The following is a 24806-nucleotide window of genomic DNA, read 5'->3' as shown; positions in this document are numbered from 1 at the left end:
TAAAAGGGGAGACTTTTAGTTTAATAGTTAATAGTTTATTATGCCTCCATGCAATTCAAAAGCCCTCTCCCTTTAGGGGAGGGTTGGGTGGGGCCTTACAGTTTATACAATTTATCCAGTGTCATTTCATCCAAACCTTTAATAACCAGGTTGGCGCCTTTAAGCACATCGGGCGAACCAATGCCAACCACCTTCATATCACCGGCAATGGCGGCTTCAACACCTGCTATGGCATCTTCAAAAACCACGCATTCTTCGGGTAATACCCCCAGGGCTTGCGCACCGGCTAAAAACACTTCCGGGTCGGGCTTGGCTTTACTTACCTTGTTACCATCAATTACAGCGTCAAACATATCGGTGATGCCAATTTTTTCCAATATGGTCATGGAATTTTTACTGGCCGAGCCAAGCGCTGTTTTAAGCCCCACCGCACGGCAGCTTTTTAAAAACTCTTTCGCACCGGGCAAGATCTCTTCGGGTTTCATCTGGTTTACCATTTCCATGTACCAGGCGTTTTTTTGGGTAGCCAGCTGCTCCTGCTCGGCTTCGGTTTTAGTAACACCGCCCCAACCTAATATCAGTTGCAGCGAACGCACACGGCTTACGCCTTTCAGCTGCTCGTTCTGATGTTCGGTAAAATCAAACCCGAGCGAGTTAGCCAGCCTTTTCCAGGCTTTATAGTGATAAACGGCAGTATCAACGATTACGCCGTCAAGGTCGAAAATACAGGCTTTTATAGTATTCATTTTTTTGGGTAAAACACAGGGAATTAGTCCCCTAAAGATATTATTTTAATGAGTAACGCCGGGTATTAATTCTAATACTAAAGTTGTCTTGGCCGGTATTGTTACCTTATCCAGACCAACCATCTCATCCGTTAGCACATTCTTTGCTTTTTTGGCATCGCCGATACGCTCAAAATATCTTGAGGTAGTGGTTTCCTGATCTTTTTCACTGCTGTTGAATATGATCATCACCGTTTTTTGAGCATCGTACCTGAAATAAACATAAATGCCATTTTCGGGTACAAACTGCATCATTTTACCGGTTTGCAGGGCTGTAGTAACCTTACGGTAATTGGCAAGCTTGCTCACATAGTTAAAAGCATCGTTTTCCTTTTTGTCGCGACCTTCGGCAGTAAATTTATTCTGCTTATCGCCGGCCCAGCCTCCGGGAAAGTCCTCACGTACCAAACCATCGGGATTGGAATAGTTTTTCATCAGGATCTCATCGCCATAATACATTTGCGGTACGCCACGCATAGTAAGCAGCATAGCCATAGCCGATTTGTATTTAGGAATATCTTCGCCTACCATAGATAGTAAACGGCTCATATCATGGTTATCCATAAATATGGTGTTTCGGGTAGCATCCTGGTATAAAAAATCCTGCGCTACAACCGAATACAGGCGACCAACACCATCAGTCCAACCATCTTTACCGTTGATGGCTTCATAAATAGCATCTTTTAAAACTCCGTCGGTAACGCCTGGAAGTTGGGTATCAAACCCGCGGTTAACGGTATTACCTTGAGTAAAAAATGCCTGGTTAGCAGCCGACCATACCAGCGTTTCGCCAAATATGGAAAGTTTAGGAAATTCGGCCTTTACATCTTTAGCCCATTTTGCCATATAAACAGGTTCATTATATGGATAGGTATCCAGCCTGAAGCCATCGATACCGGCATACTCAACCCACCAGATGTGGTTTTGGGTGAGATAGTTTTGTACGTAAACATTGTTCTGGTTCATATCGGCCATGCGATGATCAAACCAGCCATCCTGCATCAGCCTGCGGTCCATAGGCGAAGCATGTGGATCCATCACCGCAGCATCACGGAAGTTTGATTTGGTGTATTGTGGCCATTGATGTACCCAGCTTTTCATCGGCATATCCTGTATCAGGTAACCTTCGGTACCGGCGTGGTTGTGCACCAGGTCCTTAATCACCTTTAAACCCATGCTATGGCATTTTTCAACAAACTTTTTATAAAGATCGTTGGTGCCGTAACGGGGGTCTATCTTATAATAATCGGTAACGGCGTAGCCATGATATGAGGCGTGCGGCTCATCGTTTTCAATTTCGGGAGTAAGCCAGATAGCGGTAACACCTAAGTTTTTCAAATAATCAAGGTGGTTCATGATGCCCTGTAAGTCGCCGCCATGACGGCTAAACATAGAATCGCGATGAATGCCCTGCTCACGAAGGTTATTGAAGGAGTCGTTAGCGGCATCGCCATTGCTAAACCTGTCAGGCATAATCAGATAGATCAGATCTTTACTGGTAACACCCTGCGCCCTACCCGCCGACTTATCACGTTTGTTAAGCGTGTAACTGTAGGTAAGATCTTTTTCGCCTGCTTTTTTAAATTTTATCGGGAACGTTCCCGGAATAGCCGATGAAAAAATTTGCAGGTCGACAAATAAATAATTTGAATTTTCGACTTTGTGCACTGCTTTAAGCTTTACACCAGGGTAGCTTAAAGATACGCTGCGCTGCGCGATGTTGCTGCCATGAACCACCAGTTGCAGGTTTGGATTGCTCATGCCAACCCACCATGACATAGGCTCAACGCGCTCAAGTGCAGGCGTTTGTGCCTTTACACCCAAAGCAGCCAGCAAGCAGCATAAGGTGGATAGTAAGGTTTTTCTCATATAAAAAAATGATAAAAGGATAATTGGTTGGGTTGCGAAAAAGTCCGTAACCGCGTTTCAAATTTATAATAAAATTAATTGCTTGTATGAAAAATTTACAGATAAGTTAATTGGGTAATGATGGTGGATTTAAAACACTCGAAAGACGCTGTTAACAAACTTTGTGCTTTTATAACTTACACCGTCGCCCTCTTGGCCGGGCGGGGCCAGTTACTTTACCTTGGATGCAAAGTAACCAAACATCAAGACAAAAAAATGCTTCCCCTCACAGGCCATACTCCCTGGCCCGCTTTTTTGTCGGGCCGGCGCGCTTTTGTTTTCACTAAAAATATGTCATTGCGAGGAGCATGCAATGGAAATGAGCTCGGCGCGACGTGGTAATCGCATGCTCTACAGGGCAGGCATGCTGCCGTGCGGTTGCTTATTCCTCAATGACATAGTTTGAATGTATATCGTCTTTCTTCTTGACTCTCATTATCTTGTTTCTTTCCTCAAACCCGTCGGCAGGTAAGCTTCGGATGAAAGCGGACAGAACAATGGTGGCCTGTGCGGCTGGAGGGGCATAGCAAGTTTTTGCAGAGGGGCAGGCCAATGAGCGAGCGAAGCAGGGCAAAATAATTGCAGCCCGTGGTTCTGCCCGGTTTGCAGGGCAAAGGCCAGGGAGAGGCAAGCGGGTAAAAGCCGGTGCGGCGAAGAAGCCTATCTGCCGACTTGATTTTTGGTTCTTTTTATCAAGAAAAAGAACAAAGCCTTCCCGCGGCAATTGAGCGGGCCAATGACAATTAACTACAACTAAAGTTCTTACAACCCCAAGCTCCCGAAATCTGTTAATAAATTTTTTTTATGTTTATTTGGATTGATTACAAATAATACCAATATTTGTATCCGTTATATGATTGCGACCACCGAACTAACTTTATGGACCGACGTTTTCAGCACCAAAACAGGTGCAGTTTACCAGTGCGATGCGGAGCGTTGCTGGTATGTTGATTTCGCCGGTAAAGTTGCAAGGTTTGATCACCGTAATTTCCTGAAATTGCGCAAAGCAGTTTACGCTATCGACATTGAAGAAAAACTGCTTAACACTACTACCGATCCGGATGTTGAGATCATATTCATCTGCGCCTGCGATCATTGTTATGTGCTTTCACTGGCTCAGATCATCAACCTAAAGGAGCTTTTAGAAGGTACTTTTGTGATGCTGGAACTCAACCATATTATTCATGACCGTCTGTTCAGTAACTCACTGTAATTTAGACCAATTCTCGTTATAATTTAGATTAATTTCATATTATCATTAAATTAAACTAATATGCTTTAACTGCATTATTATTGCATCATAATTCCCGCAATAACGCATATAACGCTTAATTTAATAAAGTCATGAAAGACCTACTCCGCATAAAAAGCCTGATATCATCAGATATCGAAGCGCTTTTAAATCAGCAAGTTAAGAAAGAAGCACTATCATCTTCAATATATTTAGCCATGGCTTCATGGTGCAACCGTAATGGTTATGATTTTTCATCTGAATATTTTTTCAAACAAGCAGATGAAGAACGCCATCACCAGCTAAAATTTTATAAATACATCCTTGATATGGGCGGCAATGCCGTATCTCCGGAAGTAACCGGCATTAAACAGGAGTTTAACTCATTCCGTGAAGTGTTTGAAGAAGCTCTTGACCAGGAGATCAGCGTAACCAACTCTATTAAAAATATCTACGCTCGTTGCATGAAAGAGCAGGACTTTATTACTATGGAGTTCCTGAACTGGTTCCTGAAAGAGCAACGTGAGGAAGAATACAAAGCCCGTCGTGCACTGGAACTATTCGAAGTTATTGGCGAAGAAGGTACCGGCAGGTGGCAGATCGACAAACATGTTGGTCAGATAAAATATGACAGCGAGGCGTAAGTTTCACCCTGCCCTCTCTAAAGAAGAGAGTTCAATAAAAAAGGTCCTTTTGCAAATGCAAAAGGACCTTTTTTATTATCAGCTATTGTCATTTCGATACGAGGAACGAGTGAGAAATCTTATACCTCCTGCATATTGATTTGCAGGGCGTATAAGATTTCTCCTCATCCTGCGCTCACGCCTCCGCGCTGTTCGTCGAGATGACAATGGTTTTAAATGGGAATTAACTAAGTTTCCCTTAATCTATCAGATCCATCAGTTTCAGAACCTCTTTAGGATGATATTCCTTTAACCAGGTATTGCCGGGCTGAATACTGCATATCGGAGCGTACTTGCATCTGTCGGTACATTCGGTTTCAATAACCTCCAATTCTTCGCGACCGTGATGGTGCTTGATATACGATTTGGCCAGTTTATACATATCCTTGCCGCCGCGTTTTCCGCATTTACTGCCTACACATACGTACAGCACTTTATCAGGTATGGTAAATTTGCTCATGGGATTAAATTTTACTTACCACAAAGTTAAGGATATGTTATGTGATTTTTAAGCAATTACAAACCACATTAGTTTAATTATCCTGCCAGCTTGCTTTTAATAAAGCCGGCAGCCTTAGTATATCCACCTTCGGCTCCATCAACAAAATGGATATGCCCATCTTCCAGATCGCGCACGTAGCATGACATTACTGATTCACGGCTTACATGGAAACCAAAATACAGCTCACCTTCATTTTCAAGTTGTACTAAAATATCCTGTAATTTTTTTCTTTGGGCTGATGTTCCGGATATTACGGTATTGATCTTTCCGTCGATAACCAGCGTGTCCGACATCTCAACCAGGCGGTTTAAATAGTGCTTCCCTTTTTTGGTATTGAACCAAATATAACCGTAAAGCATTATAACCCAATCTTTGAGTAACTCCATTACTTTTATGTTGCCCAGCTTCACCTTCATTTCTCGTCCCAACCAGTCAAAAGTCGACTTAAGTTTCAGCTTGGGAATCGATATAGGCTGTCGCATTTCCGGATCGCCATAAATTTCATCGATATAGCCAATCACTTTTTTGAAAACTGCTGCCTGCTTGCTTTCATCCAGGGCAACTACCAACAAAGACACAACCTCATCCGTATTTTCGGGCGGCGGTATCTTGTCCCACCTGCATTGCATACCAGTAAGGTCAAGTTCTCCCTCCTGTGCCATATAATCAAATGATTCGCCTTCTTTTCCTTTAATTATTTTTTCGGCAAAACTTAAACCATTGCCGAGGATAATTGGGATTGTAAAATTGCCGGAAGTGCAGTATTTACTGATACATAATTTGTATCCCTCATCATAAACCCTTTTAACGGGCACAATCCCAGTCCGCAGTTCAAAATCAAAATTTTTCCGGGCATTATCCTTATACAAAGCAAGAGCCTTCATTACATCATTAACTATAGGCCCCGGAACAATAAAAGTAGCCCCATCACCACCAAAAAAGAACGGCACAGTGATATTATGCTTAAAAGCGATATTAAGCACGGATACGATACTGCCTGTGGCCACAAAGTTCACGTTTTCGTGCTGCCCGTTGCTTACTGCGAGTGTACTTCCTTTAATATCGGTGATGATGATATGCCAGTCGTCAGGCACGTTATAAAATAACTCGTCTTTAATAAAAAGCTCACTAAGTGGTATAGTGTTCACTTTCAAATCGGAATAAAAGCTTTGATTGGCAACTGACATTTCTCCTGAAATAAAAAACCGGCGAATTATGTTTTAAAGATCGTGTTCAATTACGAAAAACAGTTCCATTTTGATAGAAAAAATATTTTCAATTGACATAATATTTCAAAGATAAATTCGACATTCAACAAAGGTTAATCCTACCTCTTATAACCATCAAACAACAGCTAAACAAATGAAAGCTATCGAAATTATTTCTATCCCTGTAACCAACCAGCAGGCAGCAAAAGACTTTTATCTTAAATTGGGTTTTGAAACTATAGTGGAAGCCAACTTTGATAAACAAACCTGGATCCAGATGTCGTTCCCCGGTTCGCTTGTTTCTATTACACTTGTTAACTGGTTTCCTGAAATGCCCGCAGGGAGCGTACGTGGCTTTGTAATTAAAACTGATGAGCTGGATAAAGAAATTGAAGAGCTTCGTGCAAAAGGCCTCGAGGTGGCCGATGCCGAAAAAACACCCTGGGGCAGGTTTGCCACCGTCAAAGATCCGGATGGTAACGCGTTAAGTTTGCATGGGAAGTAGAACCGGGATTTGGGGGATTTTTCGGATTCATTGGATTTTTTTCATCTAATCTGATAAATCCGTTCATTCGGTTTATCTACTTCTTTGTCCCATCAGATCGCTTAATTCATCAGTCCTAAAAACCTCTTCATTCCAGTTCGCTTTTTTCAGGTAAATCCAATAAATCACTTAATCCGTTTAATCCTGGTTCAGAAAAAAAATCCGCACTTTTACCTCATGCTAAAAAAATACTCCTTCTTACTATTCGCTCTTTTAATCATCGTTATTGCCGGCTGTAGCCCAAACAACACCAAACAAAGCGATGCAGATGTTTATAAAGTTGTGAAGATAAAGGATGGGGATACATTGGGCTTGCTCAGCAGCGACAACCAGCAGGTTACCGTAAGGCTTGCCGAGATTGACTGCCCCGAAAAATCGCAGGCGTTTGGACAGGCAGCTAAAAAATTCACTTCTGATCTGTGCTTTGGTAAAGATGTAAAGCTTATCGGCAATGAGCATGACCGCTATGGCCGTACCGTTGCCCAGGTGGTACTTACAGACGGGACGAACGTAAATTACGCATTGGTAAAAAACGGTTACGCCTGGCACTATAAAGCCTATTCCAAAAGCACGGAACTTGCTGCTTTAGAACAGCAGGCCCGCGAAAACAAACTGGGCCTATGGCAGGATGCCAGCCCTACCCCACCCTGGGATTTCCGCCGGGAAAAGAGACAACCCAAAGCAGATTCGCTTCAAACTCCCAAGCCTAAAAAACATTACCACAAGCGTAAGCCAAAGCTTGAATATGCAGCCTAAATAGTTAACTTTAGGGGCATATCAACAACAATGAAATTCACTAAGGCATTCATATCCATTTCCATAACGCTCGCCCTGATCTGGGCACTGCAATCAAAAATTGGCACTGTTCCTCCTTTGGGTAAATTCCTGAGCCCGGCAGATGGCTTTTGGCAAAATGCCGAAAGCAAACACATTTTGCCTAAGCTCGATTTAAAACTTAAAGGCTTGCAAGGCAAGGTTACCATCAAGTTTGATGAAAACCATATCCCACACATTTTTGCCGAAAACGAACACGATCTGTACTTTGCCCAAGGCTACATGACCGCTACCGATCGCCTTTGGCAAATGGACATCCAAACCCGGCAGGCAGCCGGCAGGCTGGCCGAAGTTATTGGCCCCAAAGTGCTGGATATTGACCGGTACCACCGCCGCATGGGCATGGTTTACGGTGCAGAAAAAACCATAAAAGCCATGATGGCCGATCCTACAGTCCGGAATATGATCCTGGCTTATACCGATGGTATCAACAGTTATATCCACCAGTTAAGCCCACGTGATTATCCAATAGAGTTTAAGTTACTCAACTATGCCCCTGAAGAATGGAAACCCATAAACTGTGCTTTTTTACTAAAGCTAATGTCTGAAACATTAGCCGGAGGTTCAAACGAATTTGCCATGACCAATATCCTGCGCAAATTTGGCCCAACCACTACCAATGATCTCTTCCCAGACTATCCAATGCACGAAGATCCCATCATCCCGGTAGGCACAAAATGGGATTATTTTAAACCGCTCACCATCCCTAAGCCATCGGCCAATTTCCTGGCCAACATGACGGATAGCAGCAATACCAAACCCCGCGTTGAAGGCATAGGCAGTAACAACTGGGCCGTTGCCGGCAGTAAAACCGCAAGCGGCTATCCTATCCTGGCTAATGATCCGCATCTTAACCTCACGCTTCCTTCTATCTGGTACCAAATCCAGCTTTCGGCGCCGGGCATGAATGTTTATGGCGTATCGCTACCGGGAGCACCTTGTGTTATCCTGGGTTTTAATAATAATATCAGCTGGGGCATTACCAACGTTGACGCCGATGTACTGGACTGGTACCAGGAAAAATTCAGGGATACCAAAATGGATGAGTACTGGTATAACAACAAATGGAATAAAACCACCCGTCGTATCGAAAAAATTGAGGTATTAGGTAAAAAGCCGATTTATGATACCGTGGTTTATACCCACCATGGCCCCGTAGTATATCAAAACGATGCTCAAAAAGCAGATGGCCCTGATTTTGTTCCGACAGGGCATTCACTGCGATGGATAGCTCACGAACCATCAAACGAATTGATGGCCATGTACCTGCTTAATACGGGTAAAAACTATGATGATTATCGTAAAGCGCTCACCTTTTTCAGCGCCCCGGCATCAAATTTTGTTTTTGCCAGTAAAGATGATATAGCCATTACGCCTAACGGTAAGTACCCGCTTAAATATAAAGACCAGGGCAAATTTATTTTAGATGGAACCGACCCTGCCGACGATTGGCATGGCTGGATCCCATTTGAGCAGGACCCAACTGTTAAAAACCCGCCGAGAGGATTTGTGAGCTCGGCCAATCAGTCATCAACAGACCCAAGCTACCCTTATTACATCGATTGGTCGTTTGCCTCGTATGAACGCGGTAAACGTATTAACGACAGGCTTACCGCTATGACTAAAGCCACTGTTGATAGCATGCGGATCCTGCAAACTGATGTATACAGCATCCGCGCTCAGGACATTTTACCAACGCTGTTGAAATATATCAACCCTAAAACACTTGATGCCACTCAAATTATAGCTTATCATGAGATTACCAAATGGGACAAAAATGTTTCGGCCAATTCAATTGGAGCCACCGTATTTGGCAATTGGTGGTCGCAGCTATATACCGCCATCTGGGCCGATGATTTTGCCGATAAAAACATGCAAAATAACTTCCCGTCGATGGACCGTACCGAACGCTTATTGTTAAAAGAGCCCGATTCCAAATGGTTTGACGATATCCGCACACCGGCAAAGGAAAATGCGGCAGACATAGTTAATAAAGCGTTTGAAGCAGCTGTAAAAGAAATTGTGGACAAATGTGGTAAACCAGGGCCAGACTGGCAATGGGGGAAATTTAAAAAAATGGAAGTAGCCAGTCTGCTACGTCAGCCTGCTTTTGGTTCGGGTAATTTTGAATCTGGCGGCACGGGCACAACAGTCAATGCTCTAAATGATGGCCACGGCCCGTCATGGCGCATGGTGGTACAAATGGGGCCAAAAGTAAAAGGCTACGGCATTTTCCCGGGCGGAGAATCGGGCAATCCGGGTAGTTTCTTTTATAACGATATGTTTAAAACCTGGAATGAAGGACAGTTAAAAGAACTTCTTTTCATGCAATCGGCCAGTGAACAATCGCCCCGTATTAAATCAATATATACATTAACCGATAAATAATAGCAACATGTTATTCCTCATTATACTTATACTTTCGTTTGCCAGCGGATATTTTTTACCCTGGTGGATAATTGCCATCATATCATTTTTAACAGCCCTTTTTATTGGCACTACCGCAAAAAGCTCCTTTTGGCAGGCATTTGTAGCGGTTTTAATTGTATGGATAGTACTGGCACTTTTTAAAAGCATTCCTAATGATCATATCATGGCTACAAGGATAGCTCATTTGTTTCACTTGCCGGGTTGGGGCTTTATACTTGCAATAACCGGAATTTTAGGCGGATTGGTCGGCGGAATGTCTGCATTATCAGGACTGCTGCTCAAACGAGCCTTTCAAAAGCATTGAATAAAAAATGCCCGGCGGAAAACGCCGGGCATTTTTTATTCAATATTATTTTATTTATTAAAATGAAGCTAAAGTTTCCTTTAATGTTTTAACTGCTTCGGTAGTGCTGGTTGCCTGGGCAAAAATATCCTGCGATGTTGCTTTTGCTCCATAGTAAGCGGCGTTCGAATCCTTATCGATACCAAGGTTTGAACCATTGATGCTTATACCTGCAAATAAGCCTTTGCTGCGCGAATAAGAATACACCTCAGCCTGTAGTTTATAATCGGTACTTGCGGTTGAACTGCGACCAACCGGACCAGCAGCTGCCGAAATATCACCACCGATGGTGAAATCGCCGTTTTTAACCTTAGTTAACACGCCCTTATCACGGAACACCAATACCAGGTCTACCGATTGTACACCGATCTGCAAACCAAAGCTACCGCCTGTAAGGGTGATAAACACTGGATCGCTCCATTTACCGTTGCCCAGTTTCACCATAGCTACACCTTTTCCGCGTTTGCCGCCTATACCAAAACCTGCGTTAATCATCTTTGGAATGATCACAATACCTTCGTATTGTTCCAGCAACTGGTGCGGAATACTTTCTTTCATTTTGGCAAACTCTTTAAGCACATTTGATGCGTTATGAATACGCTCCGTTTGCTTGCTGTCGTCATCGGCCGGCTTTGCCGATATCATTACAAAAAAGAGGCCTAACAAAACCGGTAGCCTCAAAAATTTTAATGTTTTCATGGGGATGGATGATTAATATAATTAATTGTTGTCTGCTTCTATACTTAACTAACCCCCAAAACACGTACTTGTTTTTTAATTTTATGTAATCTCAAAGTCAAACACGCTCAATTTTGCATATAAAACAGCATGCCTGGGCATTTCTGGCATGCAAATATTCTACGTTCTTATTTTCGGCAAATATTTCGGCTATCAGTTCATCCACATCGGCATCGCCAACAAGTTGGCTTAAAACCATTTGTTGAGCCTTGCTGTAACCGATAAGTGATAGCGGAAAGCTCTTTTTATTAGCTTTAATCTCGGGCGGAAAGCAATAGATATCACTGTATTCTTCAACATCATTGGCATTGATAAAAACCGGTCCTGGTTGGTTATAGGCGTTTTCCATTTCAAACGGCGAATGTTTTAGTAACAGTCGTTTATCAACATTACGTTCAAAAGGCTTAAGCGAAACCCGGCAAGGCCCAAGCCCGGTTGCCAATTGCTCAACTACTTCGCCTCCAAAATCGTCAGTCATGGTGGTTCTTATTCTTTGGGCAAATGATTTGGATAATGGTACAATTTTAAATGTGTTCATGATTATTGTTTTTGATAAATCAAAGGTCGGGCGGTAAACGAGGCCATTCAACCCGAAACTTGCGGTGTTTTGAACCTTGATTTTGAACCATGATTTATAGGATTGGAGGATTATCCTGATATCTTGTCATTTCTGTATCAAATAAATTATGGTCCATCCAACATCATGTAAATCCCACAATCAAGCGATTCACAGTTCACCCTGCTATCATGTAAATCCTATAATCAAGCGAATCATGGTTCAACTCTCGGTTTTCCTTATCTTTGCCCCCAATGAACAAACCCGGTAAACAGCAGGTATTTTCTATCAGTACCGAAGAGCAATTTAACGATACAGCGTTGCAGGTTTTCAATTACCAGGCAAGGCATAACCCGGTTTACAGGCAGTTTATTGAAGGGTTAAAAATTGATCCGGCATCCATTACCTCATATGGGCAAATCCCTTTTTTACCTATCGAGTTTTTTAAATCGCATACCATATTAAGTACTGATGAGCCCATTGAGGTTACCTTTACCAGTTCGGGTACTACAGGTATGATCACCAGCAGTCACCGGGTAACAGATACGTCCTGGTACGAGGATAGTTTTCGTAAAGCATTTACTATTTTTTATGGCGATATTAAAGATTACACAGTTTTAGCCCTGCTCCCATCTTACCTGGAGCGCGAAGGTTCATCGCTCATTTACATGGTCGACGATCTGATTAAACAATCAAACAATCCCGATAGCGGCTTCTTTCTATACAATCACGATGAATTGTTTCATCAGCTTAAAAAACAACAAGCGGCCGGGAAGCCTACACTTTTGATAGGTGTAACTTTCGGTTTGCTTGATTTTATTGAAAACTACCAGATAAACTTTCCAGAGCTTGTGGTAATGGAAACAGGCGGAATGAAAGGCAGGCGCAAAGAAATGATCCGCGAGGAATTGCATGATATTTTAGGCAAAGGATTTGGGTTAAAACATATTCATTCCGAATACGGGATGACCGAATTATTATCGCAAGCCTACTCTAAAGGCGATGGTATTTTTAACTGCCCGCCCTGGATGAAGATCATCATCCGGGATACTAATGATCCACTTAGCACGTTACAAACAGGTAAAACAGGCGGTATCAGCGTTATAGATCTGGCCAATATCAATTCTTGCGCGTTTATTGCCACACAGGATTTAGGCCGGATTTATGCTGATGGCTCTTTTGAGGTATTAGGCAGGTTTGATCAGTCGGATATCCGAGGCTGCAATTTGCTGATCGCTTAGTAATATTTGAGAATCAGGAAGTCATGAATCAAGAGGCAAGATGCCATTATATAGGACTTCATCTTTTTTCTTGATTCTTAACACTTGATTCTTGACTCTTTCACAGGTATAATTGTTATTTTTGCGCGCATCATAATTGCTAAAAACATGATTGAGAAATTTTTAACAGAGGAACAGGATCCTAAAGCAGTTGAAAAGGTTTATTCACGTCTTGTTGATCTGCTATCAACCGGCGAGGAAATTATTTACATAGCCGTTCAGAAAAAGCCGCTGGTTAACCTTTTTCCCGACTGTATAGCTATAACCAACAAACGTGTATTGTTTTTCACCCCGGCAAACCTGGGTTTATCCATCAAGTTTGTTGATTTTGTTTGGAAAGATATTGTTGACGTACACACCAAAGAAGAGATCATTGGTGCGGTATTCAGCGTAAAGACCACCGGAGGTGGCGAAATGGCGGTTGATTACCTTCCTAAAATTCAGGGACGTAAACTTTATCAATATGCCCAGGAACGTAAAGAGATTGAACGCGAAGCCCGCCGCCAGCGCGAGCTCGAACAAAAGCGTGCCGAATCAGGCGCTGTACAGTTTGAGAGTTCACCTGCTGCACGTGCATTTGTACCGCCAGCGTCACCACAACCTTTTTCTCAACCTAACGGCTACGCGGCACCTGCTGCTCCGGTTGCTCCGCCTCCAGCAGCGCCTGCACCTGTTGTACAGGAAACACCGCCACCAGCGCCGGCAGCAAAACCAGATGAGCTTACCGAAAAGTTGAAAAAGCTAAAAACATTGTTCGATAACGGCCTTATCTCACAGGAAGAATATAACGCCAAGAAACTGGACTTGCTTAGCGACCTATAATTTGTCATTGGGTCATTATTAAAAAAGCGATGGATTAGCATCCATCGCTTTTTTGTCATTAGGTCATTGCTCAAAAACTTTTGCAAAAAATGACTTAATGACGATTCATCAAATGATTCAATGACAAAACTAAAGAAGTCTCCTGTCAAAACTGAAAGGCTCTCTTTTTAAAAGCTTTACTGTTAAAGCATCAGGATGCAGGGGATTGAGCAGGTAGTTGTATTCTGCCGGTACTATTGACGAAGGCACTTTCATTAATAAATATTTCTGCTTTTTGAGAAAGGCATCACCAAGTTGACGCAAAACCACAGGACCGGAAATATCGCGCCAGTCTGTAGGTAATTGTTCAATTTCAACAGTTACTATTTCAACATCAGGTACTTCAATTTCGGTAAGGCAATAATTACCCGGGATTGTCAGCGGATCTAAATGTACCAGTACTTCAAGTACCGCCAATGACCGCGACGAGGCGAGGTAAAGCATCGGCTTGCCCTCGCTGTTCCAGCGGCCACCATACAGACGCGCACCAGTGCCACTTAGGTCCGCAGCGTAATTGCATTTGCTAATACGGTAAAGTATCATCAGGCAAAAATACCGTGCTCTATACGACCGAGCTCTTTAAAAACCATATCAAAGCCGGCAGATGTATCAAGGATAGTTACAGGCGCTTCGCCCCTGAAAACAACAGATGGTGTTTTAATCCAGATCTTAAATTTATCCATCGATTCAAAAACCTCTTCACCGCGGGTATAAAGCCGCGCAAGTTCAATAGCCTTTTCGGCATATTCTGTTTTGATAATGGCATCATCCTCATAGCGTTGTAAGGTACGCTCGGAAATATGCAATATATTAGCAAGCTCCTGGATATTTAAAGAGATTTTTTTGGCGAAGGAAAGTAACGCGCTTTTAGCGAAACCTTTACGTGCCAAACCAATGATATCAAAATCAGAAGATGCTTTTACAGATTTTGAACCATTCAATAAACTATAAAATGCAGGCATTGCCCCCTGAACAGCATAAGCCGCCATTGGTTCATTTACCTCATTTTTTGCATCCGGCTTTGATTTATACGACATATATACAAATATAATTACCATTTGTCGTATTTACAAATACTGCACAACAAAAAAGGCAATGGAAAATTTCCATCGCCTTTTTTGTTCATTCGATTATCGGTCAAAAGCTATCGCCAAAATGACTAATGACAATTTATCAAATAACTTGATGGCTAAAATTACTCTGCAACTATCAGGAAATAATTCTTTTTACCTTTTTGTGCTACGATGAATTTTCCACCAATCAAAACTTCAGTGTTATAAACATCGTCGACGGTACCTATTTTAACTTTGTTGATAGCAACGCCACCACCTTGTATCATCTTTTTAGCTTCACCTTTTGATGCAAAAACCGCTGTTTTAGCAGCTAACAGATCGGCGGCATTAATACCCTCTTCCAGTTCGCTTAAAGCTACGGTATAGTTAGGCACGCCCGCAAACAAGCCCAACACTTCGTTTTCACTCAATTCATTTAAAAACTCGATGCCAACATTACCAAATAAAAACTCAGATGATTTTATCGCCTTTTCATATTCAGCTTCGCCATGCACACGGATGGTGATATCCTTAGCCAATGCTTTTTGCAGTATACGGGTATGTGGCGCGGCATCATGCTCCACTTCCATCGCCTCAATAACCTCGCGATCAAGCAGTGTAAAAATGCGGATGTATGATTTAGCGTCAACATCGGTAGTGTTTAACCAAAACTGGTAAAACTGGTATGGTGAGGTACGTTCGGCATCAAGCCAAACAGCGCCGCTTTCGGTTTTGCCAAACTTGGTACCATCTGCCTTTTTGATCAGGTTGGTAGTTAAGGCAAAAGCTTCGCCGCTATCTTTACGACGGATAAATTCAGTACCTGTAACGATGTTACCCCACTGGTCGCTACCGCCCATTTGCAACGAGCAGTTATGATGTTTCCACAAGTAGTAAAAATCGTAGCCTTGCACCAACTGGTAAGTAAACTCGGTGAACGACATACCGGTGTCGCCCTCCAAACGTTTCTTCACCGAATCTTTAGCCATCATATAGTTAACTGTAATGTGTTTGCCCACATCGCGGATAAAGTCAAGAAAAGTAAAGTTTTTGAACCAATCGTAATTGTTAACCATTTCGGCACTGTTAGCGCCGGTGTTAAAATCAAGAAAACGGGTAAGCTGTTTTTTTACCGCCTCCAGGTTATGCTGCAACACATCCTCTGATAATAAATTACGCTCGGCCGATTTACCTGACGGATCACCCACCATACCGGTAGCACCGCCAACCAGGGCATAAGGTTTATGGCCTGCGCGCTGAAAATGGATCAGGGTCATGATCTGGGTAAGGTGACCAACATGCAATGAATCGGCAGTTGGATCAAACCCAATATATCCCGAAGCCATACCTTTATTTAACATCTCCTCGGTTCCGGGCATTTCGGTATGCAGCATGCCGCGCCAGCGTAATTCTTCAACAAAGTTCATATCAAGTTCAGTTTCAAAAAGGTGCAAATATAAAAGAATAATTGGGTGGATAGCCAGTGTTTGTCAACTAACCAAAGGTTAACTACAGGTAAAATCTGTTTCAAATAATTACTTATATTTTGTATCTTGAGCAAAACCGGGTATTTTGCAGGGCAAGGCTTATGAATTTTTTATCGCATTTTTATTTCGACAGGGATACTACCAACTATTACCACGTGCTGGGAACAGTGCTGCCCGACTTGTTGAAAAATGCCGATAAAAACATTATCCTTCACCCCGAGAAACTACACCATACTGATACCGAGGTTAATTCCATCATAGCTGGATGGAACAAACATCTGGATGTAGACCGGTATTTTCACTCATCTGATTTTTTTACCACACGTTCGCATGAACTTAAAAAGCTGCTGGCTCCGGCCTTAATTGGATCACCGGTTAAACCTTTCTTTTTAGGGCACATTGCTCTGGAGTTAATTATTGATAATTTACTGCTAACAACAGGCAAAATAAGTGTCGCGCAGTTTTATGATCATTTAGACGGGTGCAAAGACGATAAAATAAAGAGTTTTTTAACTTTTGCCGGGCTTGAGGATACCGCCGTTTTCTTCAAGTTTTACGAAGGCTTTAAAAAAAGCCAATACCTGCATACATACGCCGAAACCCACCAAATAGCTTATGCGCTTAAAAGGATCTGCATGCGCGTATGGAAAAATCCCTTCACACCTGAGCAGGAGGTGATCATGGATGAAATATTAAGCAACTACCGGGAGGAAATGCTGAATGATTTTATGCAGATTTTTGAAGAGATAGATGGCAAGCTCGGATAACAGTCGCACTTATCAACTAAGGGCATTAATAAGGTTCGAAAAGTCCTCTTTTAAAAGCAATTCGTAAATATCCTCAACTTCCTTCCAACTTTTAGCCTGGTATTTTATTCCCTGATCATTTACGATACAGATCATCTTTAGTGATTTATCTATCTCCAAAACATAGTCTTCCTCTTCCGTTCCAACCCAAAATGCGCCATGTTCGCCATCCATTGATTGTATCTGAGCAATAGCTTTCCGCACATCTTCCATGTCAATATCGTCTTCGTAATCAGACCATGCCCTTTGCAAATACTTAGTCATAACTCATTAATTTATAGCACCAATAGCGGCGCAAAACATATTATCAAATGGTTTACTCAACGTAAAATCCCCTCTTACGTTAACCTGTGTCCGCCTAATCTCCTAAAAAACTTATAAAAGCACCTAAAATATAAGCAATTAACATTAAAAAATTTCTTTTTTCAATAAAATATATCCGTACCTTTGCAGTCCCAATTAACAAATTGGGAAAAGGAGAAAAATTATTTAATGGCAAAAAAACAAGAAGCAGAAAAAGAATTAAAAGCGAAAGAAGCTGAACTGGGTGCAGTTAAAGCGGCTGGCGAAAAAGAAACAATTGAATCAGAAGCTGATTCAATATCTATCGAAGAGATCAAATCAAAAATTGCAGCTACACCAAGCGAAGATTTCGACTGGGATGCTGACGACAAAAAATTTGGTAACTACAGCGATGACGACCGTGAGAAATTTGAAAAATTGTATGATGGAACTTTCAGCTCTATCACCAAAGGCGAAATCATCACCGGTACTGTTGTTAACGTTAACAACAAAGATGTTGTACTTAACGTAGGTTTCAAATCAGACGGTTTAGTATCAGTATCAGAATTCCGTGACACACCAGATCTTAAGATCGGTGACAAAGTTGACGTTTTTGTTGAGTCGCAGGAAGATGCTAACGGTCAGTTAGTACTTTCACGTAAACGCGCAAAAACTCAAAAATCATGGGAGCGCATTAATTCAGCCCTTGATAATGATGAGATCATCACCGGTTTTGTTAAGAGCCGTACTAAAGGTGGTTTAATTGTTGACATTATGGGCGTTGAAGCCTTCTTACCTGGCTCACAGATCGATATCAAACCTATCAGGGATTACGATGTGTATGTAGGTAAAACTATGGAATTCAAAGTTGTTAAAATCAACCACGAATTCAAGAACGTTGTGGTATCGCACAAAGTGCTTATCGAAGACGATCTGGAAAACCAAAAAACTGAAATTGTTGCCCGCCTTGAAAAAGGTCAGGTATTGGAAGGTACAGTTAAAAACATTACCGACTTTGGTGTATTCATTGACCTTGGTGGTGTTGACGGCTTACTGCACATTACAGATATTTCATGGGGCCGTATTGAGCACCCACGCGAAATTTTGGCATTGGATCAAAAGATCAACGTTGTTGTTCTTGACTTTGATGACGAGAAAAAACGTATTGCTCTGGGCTTAAAACAATTAACCCCTCACCCTTGGCAAAGCCTTTCTGAAGATATTCAGGTTGGTTCAAAAGTTAAAGGTAAAATCGTTACCGTTGCTGATTACGGCGCATTCCTTGAAATCATCCCTGGTGTTGAAGGCTTGATCCACGTATCAGAAATGTCATGGTCACAAAACCTGCGCAACCCTCAGGAGTTCCTGAAAGTTGGTGACGAGATCGAAGCTCAAGTATTGACTTTAGACCGCGAAGAGCGTAAAATGTCATTAGGTGTTAAACAATTAACTCCTGATCCATGGCAAAACGCTGCTGAAAGGTACGCAGTTGGTACTCAGCACGTAGCTACAGTTAAAAACATGACCAACTTTGGTGTGTTTGTTGAACTGGAAGACGGCATCGACGGCTTGATCCACATCTCTGACCTTTCTTGGTCTAAAAAAGTTAACCACCCTAACGAATTCACTAAAGTTGGTGAAAAATTAAATGTGGTTGTACTTGAACTTGATGTTGAAAACCGTAAACTGAGCTTAGGCCACAAACAGCTTGAAGAAAACCCTTGGGATACTTTTGAAACTATCTTCACTATCGACTCGATCCATGAAGGTACCGTTATCAAAGTAACCGACAAAGGTGCTATCGTAGCTTTACCTTACGGTGTTGAAGGCTTCGCGCCAACCAAACACCTGGTTAAAGAAGACGGTAAGAGCTTAAAAGCTGAAGAAGCTGCTGAATTCAAAATCATCGAATTTAACAAAGAAAACAAACGTATCGTTATTTCACACTCACGTATCTGGGAAGAAGCTCGTGCTGATGCTCGTGTACAAGAATTTGAAGCCCGTAAAAAAGAAGCAAAAGCTGCTACTAACGCGGTGAAAAAAGTGAAAGATTCGGTTGAAAAATCAACTTTAGGTGATCTTAGCGTATTAGCTCAATTAAAAGAGCAAATGGAAGGTGCTGAAAACAAAGCACGCAAAGCTCCAGCCGCTAACAGCTCTGAAGAAGAAGCATAATTTTAGCTTAACCGCTTTACATAAGCCTCTCTGGTTATCCAGAGGGGCTTTTTTGTTGAGTTTTATACGGTGTACAAAAGAAAAAAATGTCATTGCGAGGAGGAACGACGAAGCAATCTCGTGCTTCGCTCGCAATGACATCCTTTTAAAAATATTCAAGTCATCTTTTCATTTATCTTTGCCCAATGGCCACCGGAGAAACCAACCTCAACACCCTACTCAAAAACATGACACCTGTGCTTCATGAGGGTGATTATGTTTATTGTACAACGTCTTCATTGAGCAACATTAACACCGATAATATTATAGCCTTTTTTAAAGAGAAGGAAGCGTTTACCCTGATCCTTAAAAAAGAAACTGCGGATAAGCTAAATTTAGCATACACATACATTGCCGCCTGGATCACCTTAACCATTCATTCATCGCTGGAGGCAACTGGACTTACAGCCGCGTTCGCAACCGCGCTGGCCCAGGAAAATATAAGCTGCAATGTTGTAGCAGCTTATTATCATGATCATATTTTTGTAGCGAAAAAAGATGCGGAAAGAGCAATGGAAGCATTGAAGAAGTTATCGGAATAGTTTTATTCACACAATAAAAAAATATCATTCTGAGCGACAGCGAAGAATCTTCTTCAATATGCAAAGCCGTTATGCAAGGTAAAGAAGATGCTTCGTTCCTCAGCGTGACAATAAGAGTAGATGTCATCTCACCTTTACAGATCCTTTTCCCATTCAGAACAACAAAAAGGTAAACTCGCCCCCTATTCAAAACTCATCCTCCAAAACTCAAAACAAATTATTACTTTTGCCCAAATCCACCCATACGATGCAAAATCTAACACTGCTCGACGGACAAAAGTTTCAAATCACCATACAACGTTTATGTCGCCAGTTAATTGAAAATCATAACGACTTTTCAAATACAGTATTAATTGGTATCCAGCCACGTGGCATTTACCTGGCTAAACGCGTTGCCGAAGAACTAAGAAAAATCCTTCCGGATAAAACCATACTGCAAGGTGATCTTGACATCACCTTTTATCGCGATGATTTCCGTCGCCGTGAATCACAACTGCTTCCTAATCAAACTAAAATAGATTTTATTATTGAAGGTAAAAAGGTGATCATGATGGATGATGTACTCTGGACAGGCCGCACCATCCGCGCTGCAATGGATGCTTTGCAGGCATTCGGTCGCCCGGAAAAGGTAGAGCTTTTAGCATTGGTTGATCGCCGCTATTCACGTCACATCCCGGTATCTGCCGATTATGTAGGCATTGAGGTTGATTCTATCGCGTCGCAAAAAGTGGTGGTAAGCTGGAAAGATACTGATGGAGAGGACAAGATAGTTCTGGTATCAGAATGATTTCGGAATTCGGATGTTAGATTTCGGATTTATTTAATTTAGAATTTTTCGATTTGATAATCTAATAATGGATAAAGTAGAATTAAAACAGCGAACAAAAAAATTCTCGATAGACGTTATCAAGTTTGTCGAGGAGCTTCCGCGAAAGCGTTCTCTTGATATATTATCACATCAGTTACTAAGAAGTTCCACTTCAATAGGTGCAAATTACAGATCGGCATGCAGAGGAAAATCAACCGCCGATTTTATAAATAAAATTATAATAGTTGAGGAGGAAGCCGATGAATCGGTTTACTGGTTAGAATTAATGGAAGAATCGGGCTTGATAAGTTCAATTATTTACCTCAACTAAAAAAAGAAGCTAATGAACTTACCGCTATATTCACTGCAATTGGTAAAACTGCCAAGGAAAAGCAACGAATAAGCAAATAAGAAATTAAAAAATAAAAAATCGGCATTCGAAAATCAAAAAATAAAAAATCCGAAATCGAACATCCGAAATCCGAAATCAAAATAACATGGCAGGACTGAGCACACGACACTTATTGGGTATAAAAGATTTGAACCGGGCAGATATTGAGCTGATATTTGAAACTGCCGATACTTTTAAATCTGTTTTAAACCGACCGATCAAGAAAGTGCCGTCATTGCGGGATGTTACCATTGCCAATATCTTCTTTGAAAACTCAACCCGTACCCGTTTATCATTTGAACTGGCCGAAAAAAGGCTTTCGGCAGATGTGATCAACTTCGCGGCCTCATCATCATCTGTAAGTAAAGGCGAGACACTCATTGACACGGTAAACAACATCCTGGCCATGAAAGTTGATATGGTAGTGATGCGTCACCCTTATGCCGGTGCGGGAATCTTTCTTTCAAAACATGTAAAAGCGCAGATCGTAAACGCTGGTGATGGTGCACATGAGCATCCTACCCAAGCCCTGCTTGATGCTTTCTCTATCCGTGAAAAGTACGGTGATGTAGCAGGTAAAAAAGTGGTGATTGTGGGTGATATCCTGCATTCACGCGTAGCGCTTTCAAACATTCTGTGCCTTAAACAACTTGGTGCCGAAGTAATGGTTTGCGGACCAACTACATTGATCCCTAAATATATTGGTTCATTGGGTGTAAAAGTTGAGCACAACCTCATTAAAGCCCTTAACTGGTGCGATGTGGCCAATATGCTCCGCATTCAGCTGGAACGTCAGGACATTAAATATTTCCCTTCACTAAGGGAGTACACTATGCTTTTCGGTCTCAATAAAACCATACTCGATTCATTAGATAAAGAGATCACGGTAATGCACCCCGGTCCTATCAACCGTGGTGTGGAGATCACCAGCGATGTAGCCGACAGCAAACAATCCATCATTTTGGATCAGGTAGAAAACGGTGTTGCCGTACGTATGGCAGTACTTTACCTGTTGGCCGGTCAAACACCAACCATATAAGCAGCATGTTTCAGGTATGAAATTCAATTTTAAAACATATCTGAAACATACTTATAAAACCGAACTGGTTTATCTTGCCGTTATTGCGGCGTTGTATTTTTATGACAACAACAATCTTATCTTCCTTTTATTTTTCCCGTTCTCGTTTGTACAGGGCTATTACCGTTATCAGTACAAACTAACTCAAGCCGAAAAACTCAAAGCCCGTGGACTTACCGAAGAGGATATCGATAACATCAGTTTTGTAAAAAAGTGGGAGCACTCGCGTAAACGTGGCATGTGGAATTACTGCATTATCGATGGTGGCTTTATCTTCGGTTTGGCTTTATCATTAATCACAAGTATCATATGGTTTAAATTAAGCGGCAAGACTGATCTTCATGCGCTGCTTTCCGAACCCGGCGATATGTTTGCATTTATTGGTTATAATTATATAATTGGTGCTGGTATTGCCGTTATCATATTCCGCATGAAATGGAAATACAACGAAAAACGTTTTGTGCGCTTGACCGATCCTTTGGCCGATAACTATTTCGCCAAAGATTATCAGGATATATAAGTCAATAGTTTTGAGTCGCGGGTCTTAAGGCGAATCCTTATTTCCAACCTTAAAGCTTATGTCTAAAGGCCAAATGATGCTACGTATAACACTAATAACCTTCTATGAAACTCAGGTTCTGTTTTATCTTACTTTTATTTATCCCGGGCATAACCTTTGCCCAAAGCCATCAGCAGTTTAAAACCGATTCGGTGTTTGTGTTGGTAAAAAAGTTTTTCAACGCCAAACAGGCCGACTCCATTTATAACTTAACCGGAACAAATTTCAGGCATGCCGTGAGTGCCGGACAATTCCGCAGTCTTTCCGAGCAACAATTGTTTCCATTGAATGCAATCAAGGGTTCAAGCGTGATCAGCTTTGTTAATAACAAAGTAAGCACGTACAAACTGGTATTTCAATCGGTGACATTACAGCTGCTTATGAGCCTTGATGCAAGTAATAAGATAGAGCTTTTCCTGTTTCAACCCTACAAAGACATCACTGCCGATAAGACCGTACAAATGCCGACATCAAACAAATTGCTTACTGTAACAGATAAACAGGTTGATGAAATTGCACGCCCTTACATTCAAAAAGCTAATACTGTAGGCTTAAGTATAGGCGTATTCAAAGATGGGCAGATCAGCACTTATAATTATGGCGAAACAGCACGCGGCAATAATCAACTCCCAACTGTTAATACACTCTTTGAGATTGGCTCCATTACCAAAACATTTACAGCTACTCTCCTGGCCTACTATGTTAACGAAGGTAAAGTGAAACTAACCGATCCTATTACAAAGTATTTGCCCGATTCGGTAAAAACCAATTCCGCGTTAAACGCCGTAACATTGCAAACTTTAAGTAACCATACATCCGGTTTGGCGCGCATCCCCGAAAACCTTCAGTTTGACTCGACCAGTGCGGCAAATCCTTATAAAAGTTATAATAAGCGACTATTATACAGCTATCTGAAAATGTGTAAACTCAATAGCAAGCCAGGCGAACAATACGCATATTCCAACTTAGGGGTAGGTTTATTAGGAACGATATTATCACAGGTAAGCGGCAAAACATTTGATCAAATGGTTCAGGAAGTAATTTGCTCGCCTTTAGGTATGAAAAATACTGTACAGCATTTAAGCGCTTTGCAACTCCCCCATTTTACCAAAGTATACAGCCAGTATGGCGATGCTACAGTTGCCTGGGATTTTGACGCTCTTGCTGCTTGCGGAGCCCTCCATTCAACAATAAACGATTTGCTGATATACGCAAAAGCTAACACGGCAAATGGCACAGACAAGCTATCAAAGGCTTTTGAGCTTACACATCAACTCACCTACAGCAAGGACGCGAAAATAGCCCTCGGCTGGCACATCATTTTAGTTGACGGCGTAGAGTACATTTTTCACAATGGTGGCACTTACGGCAGTAGCAGTTTCTTAGCTTTTAATGCCGATAAGAAACTGGCAGTGGTTGTACTATCAAATGCCGCTGAAAGTACGGATGCTGTGGGCACCGGGATCATTAAGAAGTTGCAGGCGGAAAGTAAATAGTATAAAACCATGCTATTGCGAGCTAAGCCTGGCAATCTCGTAGCCAATGCATGCCCGACCTCGATAGCTACGAGATTGCTTCGTCGTTTCTCCTCGCAATGACATAGTTTTTATAAAAACAGAAGCCCGAAAGCTTTTCAGCTTTCGGGCTTCTGTTTTTCCCTTCGCACTATCCATAAGGCTGATTC

At 41.9% G+C, this 24806-nt stretch carries 26 protein-coding genes; 16 read left to right on the top strand and 10 right to left on the bottom strand.

The window, feature by feature from the left end:
• Positions 1–95: 95 nt before the first annotated feature.
• On the bottom strand, positions 96–746 hold the full coding sequence (pgmB, locus tag DUL71_RS02500) for a beta-phosphoglucomutase (protein ID WP_114936577.1): 651 nt from the start codon (positions 744–746) through the stop codon (positions 96–98).
• 45 nt (positions 747–791) lie between these two features.
• Positions 792–2654, bottom strand: coding sequence for a glycoside hydrolase family 13 protein (locus tag DUL71_RS02495; protein ID WP_114936576.1), 1863 nt, complete (start codon positions 2652–2654; stop codon positions 792–794).
• Between the two features lie 892 nt (positions 2655–3546).
• On the opposite strand from DUL71_RS02495, the gene DUL71_RS02480 reads away from it, so the two are divergent.
• Together DUL71_RS02480 and DUL71_RS02475 are read left to right on the top strand one after the other, a co-directional pair.
• Positions 3547–3906: a hypothetical protein gene (locus DUL71_RS02480; RefSeq protein WP_112567494.1), complete on the top strand. Its 360-nt coding sequence runs from the start codon at positions 3547–3549 to the stop codon at positions 3904–3906.
• 131 nt (positions 3907–4037) lie between these two features.
• Complete coding sequence (locus tag DUL71_RS02475; protein WP_114936573.1) at positions 4038–4568, top strand: ferritin; 531 nt, start codon at positions 4038–4040, stop codon at positions 4566–4568.
• Between the two features lie 238 nt (positions 4569–4806).
• Here the strand turns inward: DUL71_RS02475 and DUL71_RS02470 are convergent, their stop codons facing one another.
• A complete protein-coding gene (locus DUL71_RS02470) occupies positions 4807–5067 on the bottom strand; it encodes a (2Fe-2S) ferredoxin domain-containing protein (RefSeq protein ID WP_114936572.1) in 261 nt (86 codons plus the stop codon).
• Positions 5068–5144: 77 nt separating this feature from the next.
• Positions 5145–6296, bottom strand: a complete 1152-nt coding sequence (locus DUL71_RS02465) for a DUF3095 domain-containing protein (protein ID WP_114936571.1) — start codon at positions 6294–6296, stop codon at positions 5145–5147.
• A 175-nt stretch (positions 6297–6471) separates the two neighbouring features.
• Between DUL71_RS02465 and DUL71_RS02460 the strand changes: the two genes are divergently transcribed.
• From DUL71_RS02460 to DUL71_RS02445, 4 genes are all read left to right on the top strand, one after another.
• Positions 6472–6822: a VOC family protein gene (locus tag DUL71_RS02460; RefSeq protein WP_114936570.1), complete on the top strand. Its 351-nt coding sequence runs from the start codon at positions 6472–6474 to the stop codon at positions 6820–6822.
• Positions 6823–7038: 216 nt separating this feature from the next.
• Entirely contained in the window at positions 7039–7617 is a 579-nt protein-coding gene (locus tag DUL71_RS02455) for a thermonuclease family protein (RefSeq protein WP_114936569.1), read from the top strand.
• A gap of 30 nt (positions 7618–7647) precedes the next feature.
• Positions 7648–10083, top strand: coding sequence for a penicillin acylase family protein (locus tag DUL71_RS02450; RefSeq protein WP_114936568.1), 2436 nt, complete (start codon positions 7648–7650; stop codon positions 10081–10083).
• Between the two features lie 7 nt (positions 10084–10090).
• A complete protein-coding gene (locus DUL71_RS02445; protein ID WP_112567480.1) occupies positions 10091–10429 on the top strand; it encodes a hypothetical protein in 339 nt (112 codons plus the stop codon).
• 57 nt (positions 10430–10486) lie between these two features.
• On the opposite strand, the gene DUL71_RS02440 is transcribed toward DUL71_RS02445, so the two are convergent.
• Together DUL71_RS02440 and DUL71_RS02435 are read right to left on the bottom strand one after the other, a co-directional pair.
• Entirely contained in the window at positions 10487–11167 is a 681-nt protein-coding gene (locus tag DUL71_RS02440; RefSeq protein WP_190295119.1) for a lipid-binding SYLF domain-containing protein, read from the bottom strand.
• Between the two features lie 97 nt (positions 11168–11264).
• Positions 11265–11744 (bottom strand): DUF1203 domain-containing protein, encoded by a 480-nt coding sequence (locus tag DUL71_RS02435; protein WP_114936567.1) that lies wholly within the window; start codon positions 11742–11744, stop codon positions 11265–11267.
• A 272-nt stretch (positions 11745–12016) separates the two neighbouring features.
• On the opposite strand from DUL71_RS02435, the gene DUL71_RS02430 reads away from it, so the two are divergent.
• Positions 12017–13003, top strand: a complete 987-nt coding sequence (locus DUL71_RS02430; protein ID WP_114936566.1) for a LuxE/PaaK family acyltransferase — start codon at positions 12017–12019, stop codon at positions 13001–13003.
• 147 nt (positions 13004–13150) lie between these two features.
• The gene (locus DUL71_RS02425) at positions 13151–13864 is read left to right on the top strand and encodes a PH domain-containing protein (protein WP_114936565.1); all 714 of its coding nucleotides are present in this window, start codon (positions 13151–13153) and stop codon (positions 13862–13864) included.
• Positions 13865–13993: 129 nt separating this feature from the next.
• Here the strand turns inward: DUL71_RS02425 and DUL71_RS02420 are convergent, their stop codons facing one another.
• The 3 genes from DUL71_RS02420 to tyrS form a co-directional block, all read right to left on the bottom strand.
• The gene (locus tag DUL71_RS02420) at positions 13994–14446 is read right to left on the bottom strand and encodes an RES family NAD+ phosphorylase (RefSeq protein WP_114936564.1); all 453 of its coding nucleotides are present in this window, start codon (positions 14444–14446) and stop codon (positions 13994–13996) included.
• Entirely contained in the window at positions 14446–14940 is a 495-nt protein-coding gene (parS, locus tag DUL71_RS02415) for a type II RES/Xre toxin-antitoxin system antitoxin (protein ID WP_114937450.1), read from the bottom strand. The genes DUL71_RS02420 and parS overlap by 1 nt, the downstream gene beginning before the upstream one ends.
• A gap of 158 nt (positions 14941–15098) precedes the next feature.
• On the bottom strand, positions 15099–16382 hold the full coding sequence (gene tyrS, locus DUL71_RS02410) for a tyrosine--tRNA ligase (protein ID WP_114936563.1): 1284 nt from the start codon (positions 16380–16382) through the stop codon (positions 15099–15101).
• 161 nt (positions 16383–16543) lie between these two features.
• Between tyrS and DUL71_RS02405 the strand changes: the two genes are divergently transcribed.
• Positions 16544–17209, top strand: a complete 666-nt coding sequence (locus tag DUL71_RS02405) for a hypothetical protein (protein WP_114936562.1) — start codon at positions 16544–16546, stop codon at positions 17207–17209.
• A 12-nt stretch (positions 17210–17221) separates the two neighbouring features.
• On the opposite strand, the gene DUL71_RS02400 is transcribed toward DUL71_RS02405, so the two are convergent.
• Positions 17222–17512 carry a hypothetical protein gene (locus DUL71_RS02400; protein ID WP_114936561.1) on the bottom strand — a complete coding sequence of 97 codons (291 nt, stop codon included), beginning with the start codon at positions 17510–17512 and terminating at the stop codon, positions 17222–17224.
• 228 nt (positions 17513–17740) lie between these two features.
• On the opposite strand from DUL71_RS02400, the gene rpsA reads away from it, so the two are divergent.
• The 7 genes from rpsA (at position 17741) to DUL71_RS02365 (ending at position 24618) form a co-directional block, all read left to right on the top strand.
• Positions 17741–19705: a 30S ribosomal protein S1 gene (rpsA, locus tag DUL71_RS02395; protein WP_114936560.1), complete on the top strand. Its 1965-nt coding sequence runs from the start codon at positions 17741–17743 to the stop codon at positions 19703–19705.
• Positions 19706–19890: 185 nt separating this feature from the next.
• Entirely contained in the window at positions 19891–20286 is a 396-nt protein-coding gene (locus tag DUL71_RS02390; protein ID WP_114936559.1) for an ACT domain-containing protein, read from the top strand.
• A gap of 247 nt (positions 20287–20533) precedes the next feature.
• A complete protein-coding gene (gene pyrR, locus DUL71_RS02385; protein WP_114936558.1) occupies positions 20534–21073 on the top strand; it encodes a bifunctional pyr operon transcriptional regulator/uracil phosphoribosyltransferase PyrR in 540 nt (179 codons plus the stop codon).
• Between the two features lie 67 nt (positions 21074–21140).
• Complete coding sequence (locus DUL71_RS02380; protein ID WP_244228684.1) at positions 21141–21425, top strand: four helix bundle protein; 285 nt, start codon at positions 21141–21143, stop codon at positions 21423–21425.
• 166 nt (positions 21426–21591) lie between these two features.
• Positions 21592–22524, top strand: a complete 933-nt coding sequence (locus DUL71_RS02375) for an aspartate carbamoyltransferase catalytic subunit (protein ID WP_091163068.1) — start codon at positions 21592–21594, stop codon at positions 22522–22524.
• Between the two features lie 16 nt (positions 22525–22540).
• Entirely contained in the window at positions 22541–23083 is a 543-nt protein-coding gene (locus DUL71_RS02370) for a hypothetical protein (protein ID WP_114936557.1), read from the top strand.
• Positions 23084–23187: 104 nt separating this feature from the next.
• On the top strand, positions 23188–24618 hold the full coding sequence (locus tag DUL71_RS02365) for a serine hydrolase domain-containing protein (RefSeq protein WP_114936556.1): 1431 nt from the start codon (positions 23188–23190) through the stop codon (positions 24616–24618).
• Positions 24619–24806 lie beyond the last annotated feature (188 nt).

Origin of the sequence: Mucilaginibacter endophyticus (genome assembly GCF_003351025.1) — a bacterium.
In the GTDB taxonomy this organism is placed as follows: Bacteria; Bacteroidota; Bacteroidia; order Sphingobacteriales; family Sphingobacteriaceae; genus Mucilaginibacter; species Mucilaginibacter endophyticus.
The sequence above is the reverse complement of the archived record's forward strand: the minus strand, read 5'-3'. Positions and strand labels throughout refer to the sequence as shown.

What these genes read in the sequence shown, in the direction of transcription:
- DUL71_RS02445 (WP_112567480.1), top strand. Translation starts at nt 10,091, where the DNA reads ATGTTATTCCTCATTATACTTATACTTTCGTTTGCCAGCGGATATTTT.
- DUL71_RS02450 (WP_114936568.1), top strand. Translation starts at nt 7,648, where the DNA reads ATGAAATTCACTAAGGCATTCATATCCATTTCCATAACGCTCGCCCTG.
- rpsA (WP_114936560.1), top strand. Translation starts at nt 17,741, where the DNA reads ATGGCAAAAAAACAAGAAGCAGAAAAAGAATTAAAAGCGAAAGAAGCT.
- parS (WP_114937450.1), bottom strand. Translation starts at nt 14,940, where the DNA reads ATGTCGTATAAATCAAAGCCGGATGCAAAAAATGAGGTAAATGAACCA.
- DUL71_RS02375 (WP_091163068.1), top strand. Translation starts at nt 21,592, where the DNA reads ATGGCAGGACTGAGCACACGACACTTATTGGGTATAAAAGATTTGAAC.
- DUL71_RS02420 (WP_114936564.1), bottom strand. Translation starts at nt 14,446, where the DNA reads ATGATACTTTACCGTATTAGCAAATGCAATTACGCTGCGGACCTAAGT.
- DUL71_RS02470 (WP_114936572.1), bottom strand. Translation starts at nt 5,067, where the DNA reads ATGAGCAAATTTACCATACCTGATAAAGTGCTGTACGTATGTGTAGGC.
- DUL71_RS02495 (WP_114936576.1), bottom strand. Translation starts at nt 2,654, where the DNA reads ATGAGAAAAACCTTACTATCCACCTTATGCTGCTTGCTGGCTGCTTTG.
- DUL71_RS02480 (WP_112567494.1), top strand. Translation starts at nt 3,547, where the DNA reads ATGATTGCGACCACCGAACTAACTTTATGGACCGACGTTTTCAGCACC.
- DUL71_RS02455 (WP_114936569.1), top strand. Translation starts at nt 7,039, where the DNA reads ATGCTAAAAAAATACTCCTTCTTACTATTCGCTCTTTTAATCATCGTT.
- DUL71_RS02400 (WP_114936561.1), bottom strand. Translation starts at nt 17,512, where the DNA reads ATGACTAAGTATTTGCAAAGGGCATGGTCTGATTACGAAGACGATATT.
- DUL71_RS02465 (WP_114936571.1), bottom strand. Translation starts at nt 6,296, where the DNA reads ATGTCAGTTGCCAATCAAAGCTTTTATTCCGATTTGAAAGTGAACACT.
- DUL71_RS02440 (WP_190295119.1), bottom strand. Translation starts at nt 11,167, where the DNA reads ATGAAAACATTAAAATTTTTGAGGCTACCGGTTTTGTTAGGCCTCTTT.
- DUL71_RS02425 (WP_114936565.1), top strand. Translation starts at nt 13,151, where the DNA reads ATGATTGAGAAATTTTTAACAGAGGAACAGGATCCTAAAGCAGTTGAA.
- DUL71_RS02365 (WP_114936556.1), top strand. Translation starts at nt 23,188, where the DNA reads ATGAAACTCAGGTTCTGTTTTATCTTACTTTTATTTATCCCGGGCATA.
- pyrR (WP_114936558.1), top strand. Translation starts at nt 20,534, where the DNA reads ATGCAAAATCTAACACTGCTCGACGGACAAAAGTTTCAAATCACCATA.
- DUL71_RS02460 (WP_114936570.1), top strand. Translation starts at nt 6,472, where the DNA reads ATGAAAGCTATCGAAATTATTTCTATCCCTGTAACCAACCAGCAGGCA.
- DUL71_RS02405 (WP_114936562.1), top strand. Translation starts at nt 16,544, where the DNA reads ATGAATTTTTTATCGCATTTTTATTTCGACAGGGATACTACCAACTAT.
- DUL71_RS02380 (WP_244228684.1), top strand. Translation starts at nt 21,141, where the DNA reads ATGGATAAAGTAGAATTAAAACAGCGAACAAAAAAATTCTCGATAGAC.
- DUL71_RS02430 (WP_114936566.1), top strand. Translation starts at nt 12,017, where the DNA reads ATGAACAAACCCGGTAAACAGCAGGTATTTTCTATCAGTACCGAAGAG.
- DUL71_RS02390 (WP_114936559.1), top strand. Translation starts at nt 19,891, where the DNA reads ATGGCCACCGGAGAAACCAACCTCAACACCCTACTCAAAAACATGACA.
- DUL71_RS02370 (WP_114936557.1), top strand. Translation starts at nt 22,541, where the DNA reads ATGAAATTCAATTTTAAAACATATCTGAAACATACTTATAAAACCGAA.
- pgmB (WP_114936577.1), bottom strand. Translation starts at nt 746, where the DNA reads ATGAATACTATAAAAGCCTGTATTTTCGACCTTGACGGCGTAATCGTT.
- tyrS (WP_114936563.1), bottom strand. Translation starts at nt 16,382, where the DNA reads ATGAACTTTGTTGAAGAATTACGCTGGCGCGGCATGCTGCATACCGAA.
- DUL71_RS02435 (WP_114936567.1), bottom strand. Translation starts at nt 11,744, where the DNA reads ATGAACACATTTAAAATTGTACCATTATCCAAATCATTTGCCCAAAGA.
- DUL71_RS02475 (WP_114936573.1), top strand. Translation starts at nt 4,038, where the DNA reads ATGAAAGACCTACTCCGCATAAAAAGCCTGATATCATCAGATATCGAA.